Genomic DNA, 19,386 nt, shown 5'->3' with positions numbered 1-19,386 from the left:
ATGCCGGCCGGAAATCGACAAGCGATAACGCGTGGTGTCATCCCGTCGGCTGTGTCGATCAACATCGATCCCGTTTGGCTTCTTAGGTATCGAAAGCTTTGCAGTACTTAGATAAGCAAATGGCGTGCCATTATATTAGCTGATAAGAATCAATAGTTTATATTGCGCGGACTGCCTGCGCCGGACAATTTAGCGAGACCGCGCAGCCAAAATGTCCCGTGGGTATGAACTCGGACGGCCAATCATCTTCGGGCGCGACCTTTCTTTCTGAAGCACAGCGGCTATGCCCCAGAACCGAAGCTCATCGCCGGCTTCGTTCCCGTTCTCTCATGCTCAGGTCTTGGACGAGTTTTCCGGAGACGCTTGTGACAGCTTGATCATCGTTTGTTGCGCCATGGTCGAATTGGCGATGATGATCTGCCGCTGATCGTCGGTTCGAAGGATGGTATAGCCGAGCGAAATATCCTCCACCTCACCCACTTCGAGGCCTGTCGGTGCCTGGATTTGCAGACGATCACCGCGCCGGAACGGCTTGTAGAGAACAAGACTGATCCCGGAAACAAGATTTCCCAAGGTAGCCTGCGCGGCGAAGCCGACGATCACCGACGCCAAGCTTACGCCGGCGAGCAGCGCAGTGCCCAGCTTGTTCAAGGCGGGGATCAGGTGGGCGTAAGACGTTGCCAGCAACACCCAGATCAGCAGGACCGCAAGATGGCTCAGGAACGAGAGGGTGATCTGATCGACACGGGCCGTTTGGTCATGACGCAGCACCGCCTGGAGAACTCTTCGCACGAGCCAGGACAGGATCAGGCCCTGAGCGATGAAGAACGCCGCCAGCAGAAGAGCGCCCGAAATTCGATCCGGACTTAAGAATTGCATCATCGACAGAAAATATCCCTTTGTTGAACCAACCAACGGTATCGAAACCATCATTAAACTGCATGGCTCTGGTCTCGATCGTCACGCCCATGCGTGCTTCCTCATTGTTCGGCAGACCGAAGAGGATCAGAGAGGCGTCATCGGCATGTGTTGATAGTGACGTTCCATTGCGAGGATTTTGATCGACTTGTGTTCCAGCGTGTTGAGACCCTGTGCGTCGCCGGCGAAAATCTGGATCGGCGTGACGATCGCCGCCATCCACATCGCCCTTGAGAACATCTTCCGCGCTCCGCGATTGGAACGGTCCCTGAGCAGATGCCGTGCTCCGGCACGGCCAACGACAAATGTCGTCGTCAGGTGGACTGCGAAGACCATATGCACGAGGCGATAAGGGAAAATCGGTTCGAAAGTGACCGCTCCCGGTGCTTTCTACGCCGCGAGTACCCTGACCGGGATGGACTTCGCCGCCGGAGTGCCGCTGATCCTGTCGTAATATTCGAGCGGAAGCAGCGGGTTGAGTTCCGGGTAATATCCGGCAACCGAGCCGCGCGGCATCGGGTAATCCAGCACCGTAAGACCCTCGACCCGACGCTGAACGCCGTCCTCGGTGATCGTCTCCAGGCAGATGCGTGCGCCCACGCCGAGATTGCGCTGCTTTCGATCGTCCTCGTTCATGAACAGGACCATGCGGTCATTGTAGACGCCGCGATAGCGATCATTGTAGCTGTAGATGGTCGTGTTGAACTGATCGTGCGAGCGCACTGTCGCGAGCCTCAGCATGGCAGGGTCCGCGACCGGTGCGTTCACTTCCAAGCCGGGCAGCAGAAGAAAATTCGCCTTGCCGTTCGGCGTGGGCCAGACAAGCCGGCGCGGCGGAACGTCCAGGTGGAAGCCCCTGGGGTTTTTGATCTTTTCGTTGAAGTCCGTGTAAATTTCCGGATAGACGGCTGCGATCTTGTCACGGATCAGATTGTAGTCGTGGATATAGGCTTCCCATGGGATCTTGCTGTCGGGAAGCGTCGCCATTGCCATTCGGCATACGATCTCCACTTCCGGCTTCAGATGCTCACCGGCCGGCGTCAGCACGCCACGCGAGGCCGTGACGTTCGACATGGAGTCCTCGATCGTTACGAACTGTTCGCCGGCCGACGTACGTATCCATTCCGACCTGGCGATCACCGGAAGGATCAGCGCCTCCCTGCCGTGAACGAGGTGGCCGCGGTTGAGCTTGGTGGCAATCCCGACGGTAAGCGCGAGCTTGCTCATTGCCGCATAGGATCGTTCGGTATCGGGGATGGCGCGAACGAAGTTTCCACCCATGCCGATGAAGACCTTGGCGGTCCCCTTCTCCATCGCCTCCACGGATTCGACCGTATGATGGCCATGCTCGCGGGGCGGCTCGAAGCCGAAGACGTCCCGGACGCGGTCGAGATATTCCTGCGTCGGCTTCTCATCGATCCCGACGGTGCGGTCGCCCTGAACGTTCGAATGTCCACGGATCGGAGAAATCCCGGCTCCCGGCTTTCCGAAATTGCCCTTCAGCAGCAACAGATTTGCAACCTGTTGCAACAGGCGCGACCCATCCTGATGCTGGGTCAGGCCCATGCCATAGCAGATCATCGTTGCTTGCGAGCGGATATAGATTTCGGCGCAACGGCGGATCTGGTCTTCCTCCAGACCGGATGCTTTGACGAGTTCGGGCCAATCATGGGTCATGATCTCGTCGCGGATAGCATCGAGACCAACGGTGTGCTTGGCGATGAAGTCGTGATCGAGGATCGCTTCGCCCCTGGCCTCGCGCTCGAACATCACCCGCATGATACCTTTCAGGAAAGCGAGATCGCCGCCGATCTTCATATGGACGAATTCGCTGGCGATCGGAGTGGAACCGAATGTCGCCATCTGGACCATATCCTGAGGTTCGGTGAAGCGGATCAGCGCACGTTCCGGCATGGGATTGACGGCGACGATCGGAACGCCGCGCTTTCGTGCTTCGACCAGATTCGTCATCATGCGCGGCGAGTTCGTGCCGGTATTCTGGCCGATGACGAAGATCGCCTCGGCATGTTCGAAATCCTCCAGAATCACCGTGCCCTTCCCGACGCCGATCGCCGGCGGCAGGCCACGGCTTGTCGGCTCGTGGCACATGTTGGAACAATCGGGGAAATTGTTGGTGCCGAAGGCTCGGATAAAGATGGCGTAGAGGAAAGCTGCCTCGTTCGGTGTGCGCCCGGAGGTGTAAAATTCGGCCTGATGCGGGCTCTCAAGCGATCTCAGATGTTTGCCAATCGTTGCGAAGGCGGTGTCCCAGTCGCAGGGCACATATTTGTCCGTCGCCGCGTCGTAGCGCATCGGCTCCGTCAAACGGCCCTGCATCTCCAGCCAATAGTCCGACTGCTCCATGAGCTCGGAGACGGTGTGCTTGGCGAAGAATTCCCGTGTGACCCGGAATTTGGTCGCCTCATGCGCCAGCGCCTTGGCACCGTTCTCGCAGAATTCGAGCGTCTTCTTGCAATCGGCATCGGGAAAGGCGCAGCTTGGACATTTGAAACCACCGGGCTGGTTCATGGCAAGGAGCGCTCGCGACCCTTTGGTCACGACACTTTGCTCCAGCAGCACCTTTGCTGTCGCGGCCGCGGCTCCCCATCCGCCAGCCGGATGATGATAGGTCTTATACTGCGCTTTCCTGTCATCCATAAACCGCACTCCGCACGCATGTTACTATCGTCAGTAGAGCACGTTATCCCATTGTTTTCCATGGACAATCTGTCCTATGTCGACGGACAGTTTGTCCATCTGGCGACAGCCTCGCCCTGCTAACCCTTTGACAATGCTGTCCGCGCGAAATGGTACGGTTCTTGCGGAGCAAACCTGGCGTGCGAGATCGGACGAAGCAGTTTCATGCACCCTTGCTGCCGTGAAGCCGCTCCTCTTCGCCGCGAGACGCAATTCCACAGCAATCAGGTGAAACATGATCGTCCGGGAAACTCCGAACCTGCTCCGTCTCTTCCTTGAGGTTCGCGGATCGGTGATCAGACGCATCTATCCTCGCGTCCTGATCGTTATGTTCATGTCGGCCATCGTCGTATGGGCGCACACGCGACATCCGACGCTCGTTCCGCTGGTCGACGGCGCGCCGTTTTATCTGATCGGCCTGACGCTCTCCATTTTTCTCGGGTTTCGAAACAACGCCTGCTACGATCGCTGGTGGGAGGGACGTAGGCTCTGGGGCCATCTTCTCGCATACAGCCGCGATCTTGCCCGCCAGACAATCATTTTGCTGCCGAGCGGCGATCAGGCGGCCAAACAGCGTGAAAGACTGATCCGGCTGAATATCGTCCTTGTCGAGGATCTCGTGCGCCATCTGCGCTGCGGAGATCGGTTGGGCGACAACGCCGAAACCCTGCTCTCGAATGAAGAAAGGGCTAGGCTTCTCAAAGCATCCAATTCACCCAACTATATCCTGCAATTGATGGGAGAATGTCTCGCCGTGCTTTCAGCCAAGGGCTACGTCACCGACATTGAGTTCAGCATCCTCGACCACACGATCTCGGGAATGAATGAAGTCATCGCTGGCTGCGAGCGCCTTCGCAACACGCCCGTTCCATTCGGTTACACGCTTCTGCTTCACAGAACCGCCTACCTCTTCTGTTTCCTCCTGCCGTTCGGTCTCGCCAATATGCTTGGACCGATTACGCCGCTGGCCGCCGGCATCATCGCCTACACGTTTTTCGGGCTGGATGCTCTCGGCGATGAGCTGGAAATGCCATTTGGAACCATGCCCAACGACCTGCCGATTGCAGCGATCGCCAAATCCATCGAAATGACCTTGAGAGAGGCTCTGGGAGAGGAAAACCTCCCCGAAATGCCCGTGCCGATCAATTCGATATTGCTCTGACCGCCAGCAGCACAGGAATTCGACAATCGGCGCCGACACTTTTTCGCCCGATGATGGTTTTCAACCACAACGACGCTCACCGCTCATACGCCGCTGCCTACGGGAGGGTAGACAATCGTTGCATCGGGCTGGACGACAGCACCCGGTGTCAGTTGGGCGAGCTCTAACCTACCCTGCCCCATGATATGGAAAACAGTTTCATCATTCGCGATCAGGTAATCCGAAACAATGCGCCGATGGCATCGCCACCAGACGGCTTCCGAACACATGATCACGCAGCGATGTTCTCTTCCTCGCGCCAGCAGATGAGCAAGACCGGCGCGAAACTGTTCCGATAGCGCATAATCGGCATAGCGATGGAAGCTCCTGTTCACCCAGAAGCCGTTTACATCCGCCGACAGATGATATGCGTTTCCGCGCAAACCGCCGAGCGCGATCATGTGCTCGTAGAAAATGCCCTTGGTTGCCAAATCCCGAGCGAGAACCTCCTTGTTGAATTGAGGATTGGCCCTCGACGTCGGGAATCGCCTGATGTCTGCGACAAGGCCGATCTCGGAACTCATCAAAAGCAGGAGAAACGCGTCCAAACTACGATCGGAATGACCAATGGTGAAAAAGGGTGCCTTCATATTTCTCCAATGAGGTGAAGGGCCCCAGCCTTGTGAGCCGCGATATGATCGGTCTTATCGCTCTTGATCTCGTACTGAGGATCATCCTCCGACGCGTGGTGGATGTGCCCTTTGTAAACAAAGTCGCTCGTATGGATGGAAATAATGAACCCCGATACCCGACCAGCTTCCGAGTTCCAACTGACATGATCACCGATCTGGAAGCGCTTGATCATTATCTTGCCTACCTCGATATCTCCTCGCGGCTCGCCATAGTGGCTGGCCAAAAAGGTGGGGATATGACGATCTCCGCTGTTCGGCATAAACTTCTCGAATTCGCAATCGGGGCCGTCCTTGTCCGCCGTTACGATCGGACAGTGGCCGATGCGCCTGCGGACTGGTACGCACGCCGAGAGCGTCCGACACCGATTCCAAAAGCTCTCCAGGCTCGAGGCGGTCGATCATGATCGCCCCGAGCGAGGTTAGATTTGCCGAACTAACCTTGGCTCACTCACGCTCCGGGACGGGGCGGCCGGATCGTTCCTCTTCGAGCGTCACCGCGATATCGGCGTTGGCGGAAAGACGAACCCTATCGCCCTCGACACCGGCGACGAAACCGAGTTCGATATAATGATGATGCCTGCCCGTGTGAAACGCGTCGCCGCTATCGCTCTTGATGAGCTTGATGCGATTGCCCTCCAGTTCATCAACGGTCCCGACGTGGACACCATCGGCGCCGATCACTTCCATTCCCTTTTTGATCTTATGGTCCGTCACGTCTCTTCTCCTTTGCTGGTAGACTGGGAATCCAGGGCGGCTGCGCTGGAATCGGGGGCTTGGGCGGCAAGTCGGGCTACGCGGTCGATCTGCGGCGCCTATTCGTCTTCATCCTCCATGATCTTGACGGCCTTGCCGTTGAAGGTGAGTCCATCTTTTCCGACCGAGAGCTTCACGGTCGAATCATCGTGAACCTCTCCGCCCAGAAGCAGCTCGGCGAGTGGGTCCTGTACGTAGCGCTGGATGGCCCGCTTCAGCGGGCGCGCACCAAAAGCCGGATCCCACCCCTTCTCGGCAAGCCAGTTCTGCGCCTTCGTGTCGAGTGACAGGCTGATTTTTCGATCGCTGAGAAGCTTCTTGAGGCGTGCGAACTGAATGTCGACGATGCGGCCCATCTCGGCCTTCTGGAGACGGTGAAACAAGATGATCGCGTCGATGCGATTGAGGAATTCCGGACGGAAATGGACGCGAACCATTGCCATGACCTCTTCGCGCACCACGCTCGTCTTTTCACCCTCCGGCTGGTTGACCAGATATTCGGCGCCGATATTCGAAGTCATGATGATGAGCGTGTTGCGAAAATCGACCGTCCGGCCCTGCCCGTCGGTCAGGCGTCCATCGTCAAGCACCTGAAGCAGGACGTTGAAGACATCCGGATGCGCTTTCTCGATTTCGTCGAAGAGAACGACCTGGTAAGGCCGTCGCCGGACGGCTTCGGTCAATACGCCGCCCTCGTCATAGCCCACATAGCCGGGGGGCGCGCCGATCAGCCGCGAGACCGAGTGTTTCTCCATGAATTCGGACATATCGATGCGAACCATCGCGGTTTCGTCATCGAAGAGAAATTCCGCAAGAGCCTTGGCGAGTTCTGTCTTGCCGACACCGGTCGGCCCCAGGAACATGAAGGAGCCGATCGGACGATTGGGATCTTGCAAGCCGGCACGGGCACGGCGAACGGCGGTCGATACCGCGCGCACTGCCTGCGCCTGGCCGACGACCCGCTCGCCGAGCTTTTCCTCCATGTGGAGCAGCTTGTCCTTTTCACCCTCAAGCATCTTGGTGACGGGCACGCCGGTCCACCGCGATACGACCTGGGCAACGTCGTCGGCGGTCACCGTCTCGCTGATCGAGGAGGTTTCGCTCGCCTCGATGGCGGCAAGCTTCTTTTCCAGTTCCGGAATCGTGCTGTAGGAAAGCTCGCCCGCCCGCTGGAACTCGCCTTTGCGCTGCGCATTCGCAAGCTCGGTGCGATATTGCTCAAGCTCGCTTTTGATCTTCTGCGCATCGGAAAGCTTGCCCTTTTCCGCCTGCCACTTGGATGTCAGGTCGGCCGATCTCTTTTCCAGGGCGGCCAGTTCCTTTTCCAAAGCCTGAAGCCGGGTCTTCGATCCTTTGTCATTCTCCTTTTTCAGCGCTTCCTGCTCGATCTTCAGACGGATGACATCGCGGTCGATCGTGTCCAGCTCTTCCGGTTTCGAATCGACCTGCATCTTCAGGCGCGCGGAGGCTTCGTCGACGAGATCGATGGCTTTATCGGGCAGGAAGCGATCCGTGATGTATCGATTGGACAAGGTGGCGGCCGCCACCAGGGCTGCATCCGAAATCCGGACGCCATGATGCAGCTCGTATTTCTCCTTCAGGCCGCGCAGGATCGAGATGGTATCCTCAACGCTCGGCTCCGGCACGAAGACCGGCTGGAAGCGCCGCGCCAGCGCCGGGTCTTTCTCGACGTGCTTGCGGTATTCATCGAGCGTGGTCGCACCGACACAATGCAATTCGCCACGCGCCAGCGCCGGCTTCAGCAGATTGGACGCGTCCATGGCGCCATCGGTCTTACCCGCACCGATCAGGGTGTGCATTTCATCGATGAACAGGATGATGCCGCCTTCCGCGGACGTCACCTCCTGCAGTACGGCCTTCAGCCGCTCCTCGAACTCGCCCCTGTATTTCGCTCCGGCGATCAGAGCGCCGAGGTCGAGCGCCAGAAGCTTCTTGTCATGCAGGCTTTCGGGCACGTCGCCATTGACGATGCGAAGCGCCAGCCCCTCGACGATCGCGGTCTTGCCGACGCCCGGTTCACCGATCAGAACGGGATTGTTCTTGGTCCGGCGCGACAGGACCTGGACCGTCCGCCGGATCTCCTCGTCGCGGCCGATCACAGGGTCCAGCTTTCCGTCCCGTGCGGCCTTGGTGAGGTCGCGAGCGTATTTTTTCAACGCGTCATATGCATTCTCGGCCGAGGCATTGTCGGCGGTTCGCCCCTTGCGCAGCGCACTGATCGCCGCCGTGATTGCCTGAAGGTTCACCCCGGTATCGGACAGAATCTTGCCCGCATCGCTGTTGCGATCCTCGACCAATGACTGGAACAGCCGCTCTACGGTCACGAAGCTGTCGCCGGCTTTTTCCGCGATCTTTTCCGCAGCGTCGAATATGCGGGCGAGTTCGGAGGCCATATAGACCTGACCCGCCCCGGAACCCGAGACCTTCGGCAATTTCGCAAGCGCATCCTCGGTCGCGCCGAGAACGGTGCGGGAGTTGCCGCCGGAACGATCGATAAGGCCGGAAACGAGACCTTCATTATCGTCCAGCAGGACTTTGAGCAGATGCAGGCTGTTAAATTGCGGGTTTCCATCCCGCATGGCGAGCGATTGGGCGGACTGTATGAAGCCCTTCGCGCGATCCGTGAATTTCTCGATGTTCATCTTGGCCACCTTCTACAACGGCGTTTGGACGACTGAGGCAAGCTGGAACAAGTCAGCGTCAGCTGTGCGAGGAGGTCCCGGTGGGCGGCGTGCTTCCAAAGCCGGGCGACGCCGCCAGCGCATCACGCAACGCCTGCTCCTTGGTGTGATCCAGCGATGTTCTAAGGACGGTTCCACCTGTGCCCTTGAGTTCATCGAGCACCTTGTCGGCGGTCATCTTGCGGATCAGCAGGAACAATGCGGCGTTCTCCGGCTTCAGATTTGTTGCAAGCTCCCTCATGAAACCGTCGTTGATACCGTAATCGGTCAACGCGCCGCCGAGCGCGCCGGAAGCGGCGCCGATCGACGCGCCAAGAAGCGGCATGAGAAAGATAGAGCCGATCAGCAGACCCCAGAAACCGCCGGAAATGGCGCCGACTGCCGTCGTATTCATCAATTGAATGAGCTTGATCCTGCCGTTGTCCTGCTTGACCGCGATTACGGCGTCGGAAAGCTCGATCAAATATTCCTTCTGAAGGTTCACGAGCTTCTGCCTTATGGCTTCGGCTTTGTCTTCGGTCGGATAAACGATAACGATCAGATCGGACACAGCTATCTCCCTCGTTCCAAACCATTCGGCTTCAGGTATGGAATACTGGAGCAACCATCGTGCCAGATGATAAAACCTTTTGGAATCAGACGCTTGTCCGCCTGACCCAGCGCGGGTAAAGACAATGTGTCGGCCCATGCAGGACAAATTGTCTTTTCATCGAGGCCTATTGCGTAGCCCTGTTCGGACCATACAGGATTTCAAGTGCCGTGAGCGCCGTCAGGATATAGGTGCCGTTGGAATCTATATCCTCGTCTGTCGAGAGATCGAGCTGTTTCCAGACGCCGTCCAGGTAGCCGGCCTGCCGCTCCGCGATCACCTTGTTGGCGATCTGGCCGATAGCGTCGAATTGCGCGAGATCGTAATTCAGCCCGCGATCATCCAGAAAGAGACCATGCTGCTGCAGAAGATCGGCCATGGGCATGGATGTCCCCGTCACGTAGAAGAGCAGGTCGTTTGCGTTTAGCGGCTGGTCCTGCGATTGCGGGATCAACCCGGCCTGTTCGAGCTCTTGTGCAGAGGCTTGCATGTCTTTCGAAAGTTGTTCTGTCGATACGGCGGTCATTGAGGACCTCCAGGGTTCCGTCCGCGTTGAATATTACGCCGCCTGATCGCTGTTCGTCACCCAGCTTGATTGGCGGGTCGCGAAACGACGCCGCAACAATCGTGCCATTTGCTGTTTTCAAGCCTTTTCAACGGTTCACGGCGGCAGATGGCACCGGTTGCGGACAAACTGTCGTCCCTTGGCAGGACTATTTGTCCCCGGCAGCGCCATCTCAGGCGGCTTCCGGAAGCCAGACCGTAAAGGTCGTTCCTTCACCCGGCTTGCTGGCGACCGCGATGGTGCCACCCTGCCGCGTCACGAGCATCTGGCAGATGGAAAGGCCCAGACCTGTGCCCTCGCGGCGCTTGGTCGTAAAAAACGCGTCGAAAATCCTCCTGACGACGTCCGGTTCCATGCCGTTACCGGTGTCCGCGACCTCAATCGTTATCCCCGGTGTTCGATCCGCCTCTGAATCGAATGTGCGCAGAGTCAGCTTGCCGCCTTGAGGCATGGCATGGAACGCATTGACAATCAGATTGATCAGCACTTGCTGAAGTTCGGTGCGGGGCATGGCGATGAGCCGGGATGCATCGTTTTCCCGCTCGATCGTAATGGTGGTTTTCTTCAGAAGGTGCCGCACGAGCGGTAGAGTGTCGCCGATGACATCGGCGGGATCGTATCGCTCCAGAACCCCGGCATATTCCTGAGGCTTCGAAAATTTGAGGAGATTGGTGACCATCTCGCTGATGCGCATCAGTTGCTGGTCGATCAGCTTGAATTCGCTCCGGGCTTTCTCGGCCTCGTCTCCGACGATGCTCTGAATGACTTCGAGATTGCCTTGGATGACGGCGATGGGATTGTTGATCTCATGAGCGACGCCGGCCGTGATTTCACCGATCGCAGCGAGCTTTTCCGACATGATCAATTGCTTGGTTGTGGTCTCGAGCTGCTCGTTCGCCGTCTGCAGCGCGCGAGCCCTCTCCTCGACGCGCTGGTTGAGTTCCGTGTTCCATAGCCGCAGTTCCGCATCGCGCTCCTGAACCTGGTCGAGCAGCCGGTCCAGTTCCGATGCGACCTGACCGATTTCGTCTCTCATTTTCGGAAGGCCGGTGCGCGCTGCGAGGTCGCCGGTTTCGACCGCGCTGATCGTCCGGGTCATGCGCTCCAGCGGTCGGAAGATGTTGCTCGCCCAGACAAGAAACAAGGGTACGGTCGCGGCAACCGCGACGCCGAAGGCGATGACGATAGCGATCAGCGTTTCTCTTTTCGCGTCGGTAAATGGCTTCTGCAGGAAACCGACATAGAGCATCCCGACGCGGCGATTGTAAGTATCCAGCAACGGTTGATAGGCGGAAATGTACCAGTCGTTGACGACGAAGGCCTGCTCTCTCCAGGTTTTCCCGTACTTGAGCACCGCTTCGCCGACCTCCGGCGAAACGCGCGTGCCGATCGCGCGCCGTCCTTCGAAAAGATCCACATTGGTGCTGATCCGGACATCCGACAGGAAGACGGTGGCAGTCCCGCGGCTGTCCGCGGGCAGGCTGGCTTCGTTGTAAATCAATCTGTTGATGGTATCGATGAACGAGGTGTTCTTGTTCAGAAGCACGCCGGCAACCAATGCACCGCGCTCCCCATTCCCCCAGGTCGCCACGGTGGCGGAGTGAAGAACAAGACCCCTGCTTTCCTGTTGAGTACCGGAATTCGGATCTGCAGTCGATGATACAAGCGCAATCCGCGCTCGCTCTGCAAGCTCCGGGCTCAGCGCGGAAAGTTCGTTCCGGTCGAGGACATCGAAACCGGCAGATGACTTGCCGTCCAGAGCCGCCTTGACGACGGGCCAGTCCCAGCGGGGCGAAGCGCTGGCAAGCGGACTGCTGCTGGCGACGACCTTGCCCGAGTCGTCGATGAGATAAAGGAAATCCAGGCCGCGGTCATCGGCCGTCTTGTTCAGGAAGGCATCGAGATCGCTGCTGGCGACACGTCCGCCGGCAGTAAGATCCCGAAAGCGGGCGGATTGGCTGACCGCAGCGAGACGCTCTTCCGTCACCGCGAGCATTCTGTCGATATAAAAATGGGCGATCGTCAGGTCATCGTTGACCTTGGATATCGCGAGCGCGTCGAAGCGCTCGTTCCAGCGATAGATCGTGATACCCAGCAATATGGGCAGGATGACAAGCATCGGCACGAGTGCGATTGCCAGAAGGCGATAACGAACCGAGGCCTTGCGGTTTGAAATCTCGCTCGTTCCCTCACCCATTCCAGCTTACACATTTCCGGTCGATCGTTTTGCGAGAAATGCCAAGCCGTCGCGCGGCTTCCTCACGATCGCCGTCAACCTCTCTCAGCACAGACAGAATATGACGCTTTTCGACTTCCGCCAAGCTCTGCCCATCGGCGCGTGCAGGGGCCAAAGGCGTGTTTTCTGCATCCTCGGGAAAGCTTCCGAGGATGACAGCTCTTTCGATGAAATTTCGCAACTCTCTTATGTTGCCTGGCCAATCATATCGCAAGAGATAGGATCGGACGTGTTCATCGATCTCGACTGCCGGCATACCGACCTGCTGTGCGACTTCGCGCATGAAGAGCGCCGCCAGCTCCAAAACGTCGCTGCCGCGGTCTTTCAGCGGCGGCAGTCGAATCTGGACGACATTGATCCGAAAGTAGAGGTCCGCGCGAAAGGTTCCGGCTGCGACGCGGCTTTCCAGATCGGCATTTGTTGCGAAGATGAACCTGGCGTCGAACGGAAGCTCACGCTCCGAGCCAATCGGCCGAACGCGCCGATCTTCCAACACCCGCAGCAGCTTGCTCTGGAGCAAGTAGGGCATCTCGGCGATTTCATCGAGGAAGATCGTGCCGCCTTGCGCATGCAGGAACAACCCCTCGCGCGTGCGGTTGGCGCCCGTAAACGCCCCCTTCAGGTGGCCGAACAGTTCGCTCTCGATCATGTCGGCCGGGATCGCCCCGCAATTGATCGGTACGAACAGCTTGTCGGCACGATCTGAAAGAGAGTGAATGGAACGGGCAGCCACTTCCTTGCCGGTCCCGGACGGTCCGGTCAGCAGGACCGACGTCGATATTGGAGCAACACGGGCAATCATCGCCCGCACTTTCTCGATGGCGGGCGATTGCCCGATAATATTGTTTCGAAGATAGACCTGATGGGCCGAAAAGTTCAATTGATGCCGCAAAACGTCATTCTCGCGCTGCAACCGGCTGCGATCGAGGCAACGGGCAATCGAATTTAACAACTGGTTCGACCTGAAAGGTTTCAGAACGAAATCGACGACGCCGACGCGAACCGCATTTATGGCCGTGTCGAGATCGGCATAGGCGGTCATGAGGATCACATCCGCGAAGAAACCGGCGGCGCGTTGTTCCGCCAGCCAGTCGAGACCGTTCATATTCGGCATGATGTTGTCGAGGATCACGACATCGAAATGCTGCTGGTCGAGCTTGCGCGACGCCTCGGCCGCGTTCTCAGCCTCTTCAATAATCTTGCAGCGGGGACCAAGGGTCTTGAGCAGGAAGTTCCGCATACCCGGTTCGTCATCCACGACGAGGATCGACGCTTGAGCGAGCCATGGTCCGAATTCGGGGTTCCTGACGCGTTCCGATATATCGCTGGACTCTTCCTCAGACATCACCACCACTCCTGGATGCTATCATACCGACGATTGCGCATTGCCGTGCCCCCAAAGCATCCCGCTTGAGGGATGCTGTCAACAGTTTCAACTCAAGCCTTAGAGCTGCTTATCCTTCAGATGAGATTGCAACTGCTCGAAGGCACGCCGCATGCCGTGTAGCTGGTCGAGCAGATGCAGGATGAGGTCGACCCCGGCATCGTTCGCGCCGACTTTTTCCGTCAGGTCGCGAATGAGATGGACCCGGGCGACATCGGTATCCGAAAAGCCCGGTCCCGACGGCGTGTCCTGCGGGATGACCCATTCCTGCTCGATCCATAGTTCCAGCGTCTTCACCTTGAGACCCGACCGAGCGAGAAACTCCTTCTTCGTGATGATCATGACCTGTCCTCGCGTGGGTTGAAGTCTCGTCCAGCCGCCCAGTTCGACACGAAGGTCTCAAGCTCCGTGTCCGGGTGCTTTGGCAAGACGATCTTGAGCTTGACGAATTCGTCGCCATGCCCTCCTCTCCGCTGCGGGGCTCCCTTGCCGCGAAGGCGCAGCGTTGTCCCCGTGTTCGATCCTTTTGGGATCGACATGGACACATCGCCGGTGGGTGTCGGCACGCGTATCTTTCCACCGAGCACGGCCTCGTTGAGCGAAATCGGCAATTCTATCGATATGTTGTCACCGTCGCGCTGGAAGCGCGGATCAGGGAGAACCTCCACCTGAATGAGGGCGTCGCCAGGCCCGCCCTTTCCCGCACCGGGAGCCCCCTTGCCCTTGAGACGAAGGATCTTGCCGTCGACGAGGCCAGCCGGGATGGTGACGTCAAGGGTGCCTCCGCCCGGCAGCGTCAGGCGCTTATTGGCACCGGTGATCGATTCAACGAAAGATATGGGGAGCGTGTAATGCAAATCCTCACCGCGGCGATTTGCCCGGCTGCGCTGACCGCGCCTGAGCAGTTCCGCGAAGGCATCGTCGGAATCCATGAAGTCCGCAAAGCCGGACGTGTCCATATAGGGGTGACCGCCATCGGAATGCGCGAAATCCCTGTAGTAGTGATGCTGCGGTCGCTCCGCACCGGTCTCATCGATCTCGCCGGCATCGAAGCGCTTCCGCTTGTCTGCATCACCGACAAGATCATAGGCGGCGGCAACCTCCTTGAACTTGTCTTCGGCGGATTTATCGCCGGGATTCAGGTCGGGATGCAGCTTTTTCGCAAGCTTGCGATATGCGGACTGAATATCCGATGCGGAGGCGGTCGGGCTGACCCCAAGAACCTCATAGGGATTTTTCACGTCTTACTCCGGATATGATTGAGTTACCAATTTTCGACTGAAAGTTCCGTCGGAAATCCAGGCTTCATCACGCGGCGGGACAAGCATAAAGAAGAGAGGGCCATCATTTCCCCTCGGGAAAATCGCTGCAAGTCCAGCCAGACGCAGCACCTGTGGCTGGATCTCGCCGCGATTATGCGAGGGACGATCGAGGGGCGGATTGCCAGGCTCCGCCCCATCCATCTCAATTCGCTTTCTTCTGGTCGTCGTCGAGTTCGGTGAATTCCGCATCGACGACATCGTCATTCCCGGAAGCCGGTGAGGCCGGTTCAGACTGTTGAGATTGCGAGTAGACGGCTTCGGCCAGTTTCATGCTGGCCTGCTGGAGCGCATTGACCTTGGCTGCGATCGCCTCGCCATCATTGCCTTTCAATGCCTCGCGGAGGTTCGACACGGCATCTTCAATCGCCCGGCGATCGGCATCTGCGAGTTTTGCACCGTGCTCGGCCAGAGTTTTCTCCGTTTCGTGGATAAGGGCATCGCCGGCGTTTTTGGCCTCGATGGTTTCCCTTCGCTTCTTGTCCTCGCCGGCATGGATTTCGGCATCCTTGACCATTCTTTCGATATCGGCCTCGGAGAGACCGCCGGAAGCCTGGATCTGGATGCGCTGTTCCTTGCCGGTGCCCTTATCCTTGGCCGAGACGTTGACGATACCGTTGGCATCGATGTCGAACGTGACCTCGATCTGCGGAGTGCCCCGCGGTGCCGCAGGAATTCCCATCAGATCGAACTGGCCGAGCAGCTTGTTGTCTGCCGCCAGTTCACGCTCGCCCTGGAAGACGCGAATCGTGACTGCATTCTGGTTGTCCTCGGCGGTGGAGAAGATCTGGCTCTTGCGTGCGGGTACAGTCGTGTTTCGCTCGATGAGGCGTGTAAAGACGCCGCCCAAGGTTTCCAGTCCGAGCGACAGCGGCGTGACGTCGAGAAGCAGCACGTCCTTGACGTCGCCCTGCAACACGCCCGCCTGGATCGCAGCGCCTACGGCAACAACTTCATCGGGGTTCACGCCCTTGTGAGGCTCCTTGCCGAAGATCTTTTCGACGACCTCCTGGATTTTCGGCATTCTGGTCATGCCGCCGACCAGCACGACCTCGCTGACCTCCTTGGCCGTCAGGCCGGCATCCTTCAAGGCGCTGAGGCAGGGTTCGATCGTCCGCTGCACCAGATCCTCGACCAGGGATTCGAACTTGGCGCGCGTAATCTTGACCTGCAGATGCTTCGGTCCCGTCGCGTCGGCGGTGATGAAAGGAAGGTTGATTTCGGTCTGCGTCGTTGTCGAAAGCTCGATCTTCGCCTTCTCGGCCGCCTCCTTCAGGCGTTGCAGTGCGAGCTTGTCGGTTTTCAGATCGATACCCTGCTCCTTCTTGAACTCCGAGCAGAGATATTCGACGAGACGCATGTCGAAGTCCTCGCCGCCGAGGAACGTATCGCCATTCGTCGACTTCACCTCGAAGACGCCGTCCCCGATATCGAGGATGGAAATGTCGAACGTGCCGCCGCCGAGGTCGTAGACGGCGATCTTCGCTTGCTTCTTCTTCTCAAGCCCATATGCCAGCGCGGCAGCCGTCGGCTCGTTGATGATACGCAGGACCTCAAGCCCCGCGATCTTGCCGGCGTCCTTGGTTGCCTGGCGCTGGGCGTCGTTGAAATAGGCGGGAACCGTAATGACGGCCTGCGTCACCTTCTCCCCGAGGTTCGCTTCGGCGGTTTCCTTCATTTTCTGCAGGATGAAGGCGGAAATCTGGGACGGTGAGTAGGTCTTGCCTTCCGCCTCGACCCATGCGTCACCATTGCCCGCCCTGACGATTTTATAGGGAACGAGGCCCTTGTCTTTTTCGACCGTGGGGTCGTCGTAACGGCGGCCTATGAGACGCTTCACGGCGAAGATCGTGTTGGTGGGGTTGGTGACGGCTTGTCTGCGCGCAGGCTGGCCAACCAGCCGTTCGCCGTCGCTGGTGAAGGCGACGATCGAGGGCGTGGTTCGCGCACCTTCCGAGTTCTCGATAATTCGCGTGTTCTTGCCGTCTATCACAGCAACGCAGGAGTTGGTCGTACCCAGATCGATTCCGATAACTTTACTCACCGTATTACTCCTCTGCTTTCTTCTCGGATTTGATGTCGCGCCCCGCACAGCCATCCGTCCGGGATCACCCCTTTGCCAGCTCGCACAGGCAGCGATCCTTCAAGACCCAACGGGCGCTCGTCCGGATCGGCCTCCGCCGCCGTCAGGATTTCAGGCGAGGAACTGGTATTGCCGAAGCGAGGAGCAACAGTCGTGCCAGTTTCTGATAGTCATGAATATCAATAGTTTAGAGGCGATTTGTCGAATTTCTCAGACAGGATGTCCCGCGCCCGTCGGACAAAATGTCCGGCGCCACTCCTGACTTTTCAGGAGTGGCGCTGTCAAAACTGGCAGATATGCGGTTGCTTCCATTGGGCCTGTAGCAACGTCCAGCAATCGCGGCGAATATACCATGCATATCTTGAATTGGAAAAGGAATCCGTTTCCGATCCGATACTCCGGACAGGCACGAATGGATCCGACAAGCATGCTCCCAAGCTTGGACATCTTGTCCGGAACCCATCGACATAATGTCGCGAGTCAAATGCCTCATAACAGCAGCCAATTGATTACGCTGGTCTTTTAGAACTGGCACGGCCGTTGCTTCAATGTCGTTGCAACGATCAAGCTGGACGACGCCAGCCTTTAGCAATGGCGATCCGTGTCGGCAGCGGATCTGCATGAGTTTTGAATTGGGTTGCAAAGGAGGAGGAGATCCCGTGCAAGAATATGATCTTTACGTCAACGAAAAAAAGCCCGCCATCGGTCTCTACGTGCGTGCCGGAGCAAGTCTTCCAGATTTTGCCGATCCAAAGGAGTGGATTTTTGACGGCACCGACGCAGCGGACCTCCTGCCACCGAGTGTTATCGAGGGAGTGGCCACGGCCGGACATGCATTCCGTGACATGGACTAATGCCATTCGATCAGTTGATGTGATTTTGCCGGCGTCGACTTTTTTATAGGAGGCGGCGGTGTCCACAGCAGTTTCCGATCCGCGCATCCAGGGACGGCATTCCGCTCGAACGGCCGTCTATGCAGCATTGGCCGGCAACGTCGCCGTCGCAGTAACGAAGCTCGCTGCAGCTGTCATCACCGGCAGCGCCGCAATGTTCAGTGAGGCTGTGCACTCCGTCGTCGACTGCGGCAACGAAGCACTTATTCTTTATGGGTATCATCGTGCCGTTCGAAAGCCGGATGTCATCCATCCCTTTGGTTTCGGCCGTGAATTATACTTCTGGAGTTTCATTGTCGCCTTGCTGCTGTTTGCGCTTGGCGCCAGCGTTTCGGTCTACCAAGGCATACGGCATGTGCTGGCTCCGCAACCAGTCGAATATGCGCGGATCAGCTATATCGTTCTGATTCTTTCATTCATGTTCGAGAGCGCGTCCTGGGTTGTCGGCTGGCGGGCTTTCGCAAAGGCGCGTGGCAGCCTGAATTTCTGGAAAGCATTCCGCCAAAGCAAGGATCCGCCCGCATTCATGGTGTTGTTCGAAGACAGTGCCGCCTTGATGGGCATTGCGATTGCCATGATCGGAATTGCCACAGCCAAGAAGCTTCAGATGCCAGTGCTGGACGGAGTAGCCTCGATCCTGATCGGCATTGTTCTGGCGATAACGGCAATCCTTTTGGCGGCCGAGAGCAAAAGCCTGCTCATAGGGGAACGCGCAACCCCCGCTCTGGTCGAGGCTATTTGCAACATTGCTCAGGAACAACATGGCGTGGTGCATGCAAACAGCGCACTGACGGCACAGCTCGCTCCCGATCAGGCGATGGTCGCGCTTAGTATTGAATTCGATCCTACCCTATTGACGGAGCAGATCGAAGAATGCGTAGCCACGATCGAGGAGAAGGTCCGCGCCGCGCATCCGGAGGTTGTCGCTTTGTTTGTCAAACCGCAAACGCTCGAGCAGTTCGAAAGTGCTCGCAGGAAGCGGTTCGGCAACTATCTGTTTCCAGCTACGCCACCATAAGAATGGGCACCTCGATTGGCCTTATTCCCTCGATCATCACCGGGAATCTGATCTTCTTTCCACTTGTTCATCCGACATCTTGTCCCGAAAGGTTCGAACAAGGTGTCCATTTCCCGCTTTATCACCAAACTCAACATGCTGTTTTTACATGCATTGCAACTGGCACGTTCATTGCTTCCAACAACTGCATGGCTTGCAGCGGCGAAACTCCCGATCGCCGATTTCAAGGCGGATTTGAAATCCTTGCGGTCAATTCGCGCGAAAGATTCGAACGTCTCGATTTCACTTGCCGGCGAGCTGCGCCAGCTCGAATATTCGCAACGTCTTCACCCCGCCGAATTCCTGACGGTTGCTTCCAATCATGACGTGAGTGGCTAACCTACCCCAGCCATGCGG

17 protein-coding genes and 1 pseudogene are annotated in these 19,386 nt (G+C 57.8%); 4 read left to right on the top strand and 14 right to left on the bottom strand.

The window, feature by feature from the left end:
* Window positions 1-333: 333 nt before the first annotated feature.
* The 3 genes and pseudogenes from ACJJVH_RS27260 to ACJJVH_RS27250 form a co-directional block, all read right to left on the bottom strand.
* Window positions 334-882, bottom strand: coding sequence for a mechanosensitive ion channel domain-containing protein (locus ACJJVH_RS27260; protein WP_113358743.1), 549 nt, complete (start codon window positions 880-882; stop codon window positions 334-336).
* A 70-nt stretch (window positions 883-952) separates the two neighbouring features.
* Window positions 953-1,296, bottom strand: a pseudogene (locus ACJJVH_RS27255) (cytochrome ubiquinol oxidase subunit I); the annotation flags it as partial.
* 12 nt (window positions 1,297-1,308) lie between these two features.
* Entirely contained in the window at window positions 1,309-3,576 is a 2,268-nt protein-coding gene (locus tag ACJJVH_RS27250) for an FdhF/YdeP family oxidoreductase (protein WP_412066657.1), read from the bottom strand.
* 274 nt (window positions 3,577-3,850) lie between these two features.
* Here ACJJVH_RS27250 and ACJJVH_RS27245 point away from each other — a divergent pair, with 274 nt between their 5' ends.
* Entirely contained in the window at window positions 3,851-4,777 is a 927-nt protein-coding gene (locus ACJJVH_RS27245; RefSeq protein WP_412066656.1) for a bestrophin family protein, read from the top strand.
* 83 nt (window positions 4,778-4,860) lie between these two features.
* Here ACJJVH_RS27245 and ACJJVH_RS27240 read toward each other — a convergent pair whose 3' ends face one another.
* The 11 genes from ACJJVH_RS27240 to dnaK all read right to left on the bottom strand — a co-directional run bounded on the left by ACJJVH_RS27240 (window position 4,861) and on the right by dnaK (window position 17,040).
* Window positions 4,861-5,406 carry a DUF488 family protein gene (locus ACJJVH_RS27240; RefSeq protein WP_412066655.1) on the bottom strand — a complete coding sequence of 182 codons (546 nt, stop codon included), beginning with the start codon at window positions 5,404-5,406 and terminating at the stop codon, window positions 4,861-4,863.
* The gene (locus ACJJVH_RS27235; protein ID WP_113358826.1) at window positions 5,403-5,621 is read right to left on the bottom strand and encodes a DUF2945 domain-containing protein; all 219 of its coding nucleotides are present in this window, start codon (window positions 5,619-5,621) and stop codon (window positions 5,403-5,405) included. Before ACJJVH_RS27235 ends, ACJJVH_RS27240 begins: the two co-directional genes overlap by 4 nt.
* 271 nt (window positions 5,622-5,892) lie before the next feature.
* Window positions 5,893-6,135: a DUF2171 domain-containing protein gene (locus ACJJVH_RS27230; protein WP_113358828.1), complete on the bottom strand. Its 243-nt coding sequence runs from the start codon at window positions 6,133-6,135 to the stop codon at window positions 5,893-5,895.
* A gap of 125 nt (window positions 6,136-6,260) precedes the next feature.
* A complete protein-coding gene (clpB, locus tag ACJJVH_RS27225; protein WP_412066654.1) occupies window positions 6,261-8,864 on the bottom strand; it encodes an ATP-dependent chaperone ClpB in 2,604 nt (867 codons plus the stop codon).
* 58 nt (window positions 8,865-8,922) lie between these two features.
* Window positions 8,923-9,453, bottom strand: coding sequence for a DUF1269 domain-containing protein (locus ACJJVH_RS27220; protein ID WP_113383398.1), 531 nt, complete (start codon window positions 9,451-9,453; stop codon window positions 8,923-8,925).
* Window positions 9,454-9,619: 166 nt separating this feature from the next.
* Window positions 9,620-10,018 (bottom strand): hypothetical protein, encoded by a 399-nt coding sequence (locus tag ACJJVH_RS27215; protein ID WP_412066653.1) that lies wholly within the window; start codon window positions 10,016-10,018, stop codon window positions 9,620-9,622.
* 211 nt (window positions 10,019-10,229) lie between these two features.
* A complete protein-coding gene (locus ACJJVH_RS27210; RefSeq protein WP_412066652.1) occupies window positions 10,230-12,254 on the bottom strand; it encodes a cache domain-containing protein in 2,025 nt (674 codons plus the stop codon).
* Window positions 12,247-13,638, bottom strand: coding sequence for a sigma-54-dependent transcriptional regulator (locus ACJJVH_RS27205; RefSeq protein ID WP_112794992.1), 1,392 nt, complete (start codon window positions 13,636-13,638; stop codon window positions 12,247-12,249). The genes ACJJVH_RS27210 and ACJJVH_RS27205 overlap by 8 nt, the downstream gene beginning before the upstream one ends.
* A gap of 99 nt (window positions 13,639-13,737) precedes the next feature.
* Entirely contained in the window at window positions 13,738-14,019 is a 282-nt protein-coding gene (locus ACJJVH_RS27200) for a chaperone modulator CbpM (protein WP_412066651.1), read from the bottom strand.
* A complete protein-coding gene (locus ACJJVH_RS27195; RefSeq protein ID WP_113405256.1) occupies window positions 14,016-14,918 on the bottom strand; it encodes a J domain-containing protein in 903 nt (300 codons plus the stop codon). The genes ACJJVH_RS27200 and ACJJVH_RS27195 overlap by 4 nt, the downstream gene beginning before the upstream one ends.
* Window positions 14,919-15,141: 223 nt before the next feature.
* Window positions 15,142-17,040: a molecular chaperone DnaK gene (gene dnaK, locus ACJJVH_RS27190; protein ID WP_412066650.1), complete on the bottom strand. Its 1,899-nt coding sequence runs from the start codon at window positions 17,038-17,040 to the stop codon at window positions 15,142-15,144.
* 659 nt (window positions 17,041-17,699) lie between these two features.
* Here dnaK and ACJJVH_RS27185 point away from each other — a divergent pair.
* The 3 genes from ACJJVH_RS27185 to ACJJVH_RS27175 all read left to right on the top strand — a co-directional run bounded on the left by ACJJVH_RS27185 (window position 17,700) and on the right by ACJJVH_RS27175 (window position 19,368).
* Window positions 17,700-17,933 (top strand): hypothetical protein, encoded by a 234-nt coding sequence (locus ACJJVH_RS27185; RefSeq protein ID WP_112794988.1) that lies wholly within the window; start codon window positions 17,700-17,702, stop codon window positions 17,931-17,933.
* Window positions 17,934-18,018: 85 nt separating this feature from the next.
* Window positions 18,019-18,990 carry a cation diffusion facilitator family transporter gene (locus tag ACJJVH_RS27180; RefSeq protein ID WP_412066931.1) on the top strand — a complete coding sequence of 324 codons (972 nt, stop codon included), beginning with the start codon at window positions 18,019-18,021 and terminating at the stop codon, window positions 18,988-18,990.
* Between the two features lie 102 nt (window positions 18,991-19,092).
* Complete coding sequence (locus ACJJVH_RS27175) at window positions 19,093-19,368, top strand: hypothetical protein (RefSeq protein ID WP_412066649.1); 276 nt, start codon at window positions 19,093-19,095, stop codon at window positions 19,366-19,368.
* Window positions 19,369-19,386: the final 18 nt, after the last annotated feature.

Origin of the sequence: Rhizobium sp. SYY.PMSO (assembly GCF_046840415.1) — a bacterium.
Classification (GTDB): domain Bacteria; phylum Pseudomonadota; class Alphaproteobacteria; order Rhizobiales; family Rhizobiaceae; genus Rhizobium.
Note: the sequence above shows the minus strand (reverse complement) of the source record. Positions and strands in the feature narration are given on the sequence as shown.

Excerpts from the sequence above, each read along its gene's own strand:
- ACJJVH_RS27210 (WP_412066652.1), bottom strand. The coding sequence starts at position 12,254 with ATGGGTGAGGGAACGAGCGAGATTTCAAACCGCAAGGCCTCGGTTCGT.
- ACJJVH_RS27235 (WP_113358826.1), bottom strand. The coding sequence starts at position 5,621 with ATGATCAAGCGCTTCCAGATCGGTGATCATGTCAGTTGGAACTCGGAA.
- ACJJVH_RS27245 (WP_412066656.1), top strand. The coding sequence starts at position 3,851 with ATGATCGTCCGGGAAACTCCGAACCTGCTCCGTCTCTTCCTTGAGGTT.
- ACJJVH_RS27215 (WP_412066653.1), bottom strand. The coding sequence starts at position 10,018 with ATGACCGCCGTATCGACAGAACAACTTTCGAAAGACATGCAAGCCTCT.
- ACJJVH_RS27250 (WP_412066657.1), bottom strand. The coding sequence starts at position 3,576 with ATGGATGACAGGAAAGCGCAGTATAAGACCTATCATCATCCGGCTGGC.
- clpB (WP_412066654.1), bottom strand. The coding sequence starts at position 8,864 with ATGAACATCGAGAAATTCACGGATCGCGCGAAGGGCTTCATACAGTCC.
- ACJJVH_RS27205 (WP_112794992.1), bottom strand. The coding sequence starts at position 13,638 with ATGTCTGAGGAAGAGTCCAGCGATATATCGGAACGCGTCAGGAACCCC.
- ACJJVH_RS27240 (WP_412066655.1), bottom strand. The coding sequence starts at position 5,406 with ATGAAGGCACCCTTTTTCACCATTGGTCATTCCGATCGTAGTTTGGAC.
- ACJJVH_RS27230 (WP_113358828.1), bottom strand. The coding sequence starts at position 6,135 with ATGGAAGTGATCGGCGCCGATGGTGTCCACGTCGGGACCGTTGATGAA.
- ACJJVH_RS27200 (WP_412066651.1), bottom strand. The coding sequence starts at position 14,019 with ATGATCATCACGAAGAAGGAGTTTCTCGCTCGGTCGGGTCTCAAGGTG.
- ACJJVH_RS27260 (WP_113358743.1), bottom strand. The coding sequence starts at position 882 with ATGATGCAATTCTTAAGTCCGGATCGAATTTCGGGCGCTCTTCTGCTG.
- ACJJVH_RS27185 (WP_112794988.1), top strand. The coding sequence starts at position 17,700 with ATGAGTTTTGAATTGGGTTGCAAAGGAGGAGGAGATCCCGTGCAAGAA.